The sequence below is a fragment of the Candidatus Parvarchaeota archaeon genome, from assembly GCA_016866895.1.
Classification (GTDB): domain Archaea; phylum Micrarchaeota; class Micrarchaeia; order Anstonellales; family VGKX01; genus VGKX01.
Genome location: VGKX01000099.1, coordinates 1 through 4712 on the forward strand (window position 1 = coordinate 1; position 4712 = coordinate 4712).

The 4712-nt window shown below is 49.3% G+C and carries 1 protein-coding gene; it reads left to right on the forward strand.

Annotation, left to right across the window (positions count from 1 at the left end):
* Positions 1-3591: 3591 nt before the first annotated feature.
* Positions 3592-4712 (forward strand): hypothetical protein (locus tag FJZ26_04310; protein ID MBM3229626.1); only part of this gene is annotated, 1121 nt, incomplete at its 3' end.

Here is a 4712-nt window from a genome sequence, read left to right on the forward strand (position 1 = left end):
TTTTCAACGAGCCGACCATCCTTCGCTGCGACAACACAACTACAAGCTCCCCACTAGGCGAGCCTGTCACCTTCACCTACAGATGGGATGAAAACGGCATCATACGTAGCTGGAATCAGCAGTCCCTAAACCATAACTATCCTTATAACTATCCTTACTCCTCTGGCCGTTATTACCGCTGCGCCGTGAGGCCGCACACGAAATACTTTAAAGGCGCCAAGGCAGGTGAGGAAAAATGGTCTGACAGGGTATATGTGATGAGCCACCCGCCAACCGTTCCAACTCCAAATCCGCCGACAATAACCCCCAATCCAACTGCTCTTAGGACTCAGATCCTGACAAGCAGCACAATGAGCTCAACAGACCCAGAAGGCCACACAGTCATGTATACCTACCAGTGGTTTGTCAACGGCTTAATAAGGCGAAACGTCTCAAAAATTCAAACATCGGACACGTTCCAATGCTCCGATTACGCGGCAGTAAAATGCAACAGGCAAAGCAGAATCACACTAAGCGTCTATGCCTATGACTATTACTATTCAGACAGTGCAAGTGTTCCAACCGACCTTTCAAATCAGGTGACAATTGTAGGCAGGCCGCCAACAGCCCCAAACAAGCCATCAATCCAGGGAACTGCGCCTTATTACAAAACAACCACGTTCACCTCAAGTGCAGGCGCAGGCTCTACAGAACCTGACGGTGGTGACACAATCAGCTACAACTACACTTGGTTTGTAAATGGTGCAGTCCGGCAAAATAGTTCAAGCCTCAATTTCAACTGCCAAACCGATGCCCAGTGCGCCAAAGGCAAGCAAATCACAGTGCAAACCTATGCCTATGACGTGGATGGTGCAAGCCCAGGCTCACCTATTTCTAACTCTGTAACTGTTTCAGGCTCGCCGCCTATCAAGCCTGCCACTCCGACACTTTCCCCATCTCCTGCAAACAAGTCTTCAACCCTTATTTCCTCTGCAGCTACAGGCTCCTTTGATGATGACGGCGACACAATCACCTACATTTACAAATGGTGGAACGGCACAACTATGCTTCAGGAAAACAGCTCTCCCACCTTCAACTGCCTGCTTTTCCCAGGTTGCAGGCGCGGGGTTTACATGAATGTTTCTGTAATGGCATCCACGCCGCTTGCAAACAGCGCATACTCAAGCTACTCAATAGGCAAGTTCATCAATGACACTCCGCCAAACACCACGGCCCCATCATTAATCCCGGCAAACGCAACAAAAAAGACAGCCTTAATCAACTGCACCAACAATACGACTGCCGATTTGGACTCCGACCCCATCACATTCTTTTATCTTTGGTTCATCAACGGCAACAGGTCGGCAATCACTACAAGGAACATCACAAATTCAAGCTTCAACTACGGCGACAGCCTAATCTGCCAAATCACTCCTTTTGACGGCACGCTAAACGGCACGCCAAAAAATTCCAGCGCGCTTGTCATTGGGGCAACTCCTCCATCCACAACGCAGCCAATACTCTCCCCAATCCCGGCTTTCAAGAATACCTCTGCAATCATCTGCACAAACAACACGTCAACCAATCAGGACGGGGGCAATCTTACGTTCTTTTTTGCCTGGTATGTGAACAACCTGAGTGTCAGCAGGAATGCAAGCAACCTTACAAACTCCTCGTTCAACAAAGGCGATTTGGTTGTCTGCCAAATCACGCCAACAAACGGCGTTCTCAATGGCACGCCTGTAAACTCAACCCCGCTTGTAATAAACAACTCAAAACCGGTGACAACCAGGCCGTTTCTCCTGCCAACACCTGCATACACAAGCACGCCCCAGGTCAACTGCACCAACAACACAACAGGCGACTATGACAACGACCCAATCCAGTTCTTCTATCTATGGTTCAAGAACAATGCAAGCACAGGCATCACCGACAGATCCATAACCGCTTCTCAATATGTTGCAGGCGACTCACTTGTCTGCCAAATCACTCCGTTTGACGGGACTGAAAACGGCACATCCCTTAACTCGTCTAGCCTGAACATTACATCCATACTGCCGCCGCGCACCGCAAAACCGACTCTTTCCCCCATTCCAGCAAACAAAACAACCCCTGCAATCACCTGCAAAAACGGCACTACGTACTCGCAGTTTGGCGATGCAGTTGATTTTGATTATGCCTGGTTCGTAAACGGGGTGAAAACAACTGTAGCCGACCAGTCCATCCAAAATTTCAACTACAACAAAAACGATGTTGTCATCTGCCAAATCACCCCAAGAGTCGGAGCGCTTTACGGCGCCGCAAACAACTCCTCCGCCCTGACAATAGGCAACTCGCTTCCATCCACAAACACACCCGAGCTTTATCCACAGCCGGCGTATTTTGACACAACTCCAGTTACGTGCACAGACCAGGGCAATTACGACCCAGACGTGCCGATAGATTCTGTTTCAATTTCATATAAATGGTTCAAGAATGACGTTGCGGTTGCAGGGGCTACAAACAACACGCTTATGGGCGGCTACAACACAGGTGACACGCTGATTTGCCAAACGCTTCCCTTTGACGGGACAACATCGGGGCTTGCCAAAAATTCAACGCCGCTTGTCATCACATTATATGTTCCGCCCCCCCCTCCGCCCCCGCCCCCTCCATCAGCCTATGCCGCTTCCTGCACAAGCACGTTTTCAACATCCGCCCAATCGGCAATCTCGTTTACCATGCTTGCCATTGCAGCCCTGATAGCAGTTGCCTACATGTTCGGGCAGGTGACAAAAAGCGTGCACTTAGAGGTCTGGGCAAAAGACGAGCTTGTTAATCTGGTTTTATCGGGCCTGTTTGTTGCAGGCATCCTGGGCTTTTTCTATTTCGGCTGCCTTATTACAGATTCCATTTCAAATGATTACTTTGGCAGCACGCCATTCAAAGTCAGCTATGCGTATCTTGACGAGCTTTCTGAAAACTATGGAGTTTCAACAGTCAAGCACCTCACGCAGCAAAGTCTCGATTACCAGCTCACTGCCACTGCCTACAGCTACATAGGCTTTCCGATTGTCGGGGGCTGGGGCATTGCCTACAAAGCAAACTACAAGGCGCTCTCGCAGCAGGCAGAGCTTATGATTGACATGCTAATCCCGGCAGTTGTTAGCCTCAAAGTGCAAAAAGCCTTCCTAATCCTTGTTGAGCAGGGAGCCTTTGACATTCTGCTCCCCCTTGCAATCATACTTCGCGTGTTCCCCCCCACCCGCGACCTTGGGAACTTTGCAATAGCACTGTGCTTCGGGCTTTATGTTGTCCTGCCCCTTACTTTTGTGCTTTACGCAAACGTGTTCTACAACAACCTGCCCACCATTGCCCAGCTTTCCCTTGCCGACTTTGCCGTTGACCAGCAATACTGGTACAATGCGGCTGTCTTGCTGCCGCAGGCAATCCTGCTGCCCAACATCAGCATCGTGATAGTTACTACGACAATCCTTGCGCTTGCAAAGGCATTCAAGGTGATTACCGTATAGGGTTCAGTCCAGCCAAAACCAGTGCAATCAATAAATTTAAACGCGAATGCAAAACAGAATAAAAAACAACACGCCATTGCCGGCTTACAAAGCTGTTAACATGAAAATTTCAACAATCCAATTCAAGCCGTCTCAAAATTTTACCTATCATTTCCTGCTTGCCTTTGCGCTTGCCTTGCTTGCCTTCACTTCGCAGGCAAGTGCGCAGTCCTATCTTGTCAACCAAATTACAAACACAAGTGCTGGCAATATCACAATCAACGTCCCAAAAAATACGACCTCATCAATATATTCAACGGCAGTCTACCAGACCGGCATCCTGCAGCAATGGAAACTCCTATCGATTTTTGCCATCATGATTACTCTTCTGGTTGTTGCCCTGGCATATACTTTTGCCATTGCCTTCAACACGCGCGAGCTTAAGGCATGGGCTGATGTTGAGATGGGCCAGGTTTTTGTCTCAGCCATCCTAGTCATGGGCCTTCTTGGGACCATCTCCTTTCTTGACGGCCTTTCGGAGGCAATTTCCTACAACTCCGGCCTGACAGTTGACGGCTCAAATCCATGCGATGGCATAACAATTCCCTGCTCCATGAGGCTTGCGCAAATCTATCTTGACGACCTGCTTTCTGTTGCAAAGGCGACTGGTTTTGACCTTCTGAAAAAAAACATCGACTACACAAACTGGGCATCAACAAGTGTCGGCCTTTCCTGCGACTCAATGTACTGCATCTGGGCGTCAGGCTCTTATAGGCCAAATGCCGGCTACTCAATGGCAACTGACAAGTACACGCTTTTGTTTGACGATGTGTCAAAAATCACTGCAAGCTTAAGGGCTCAAAGGTATTTCCTTGACGTGATTTCCTACAGCCTTGGCCCAATCCTCCTGCTTTTGGGCATCGTTTTCCGCTCGCTATGGTTTGCAAGAAAGCTTGGCGGCCTGCTTCTTGCCGTTGCAGTTTCCCTAATGGTCCTCTATCCGCTTCTCTATGTTTTTTCCTGGTATACACTCAAAGTTGCAACCTATGGAGACGCGGCATTTCCGCAGAACCTTCCCCCAACATGTCCTTCCGAGTGCCAGCTCAAGCCGCCGGTAAATTCCACAACAGTTCCAGGCTCTACCTGCGACTCGCTTTGTCCGGGGGTCCCAAGTGCGTGCAGGGAAATACCATATCCATACCAGCTGGCAGGTGCGTGCAATGAAACAGCTTGGAACCAGTG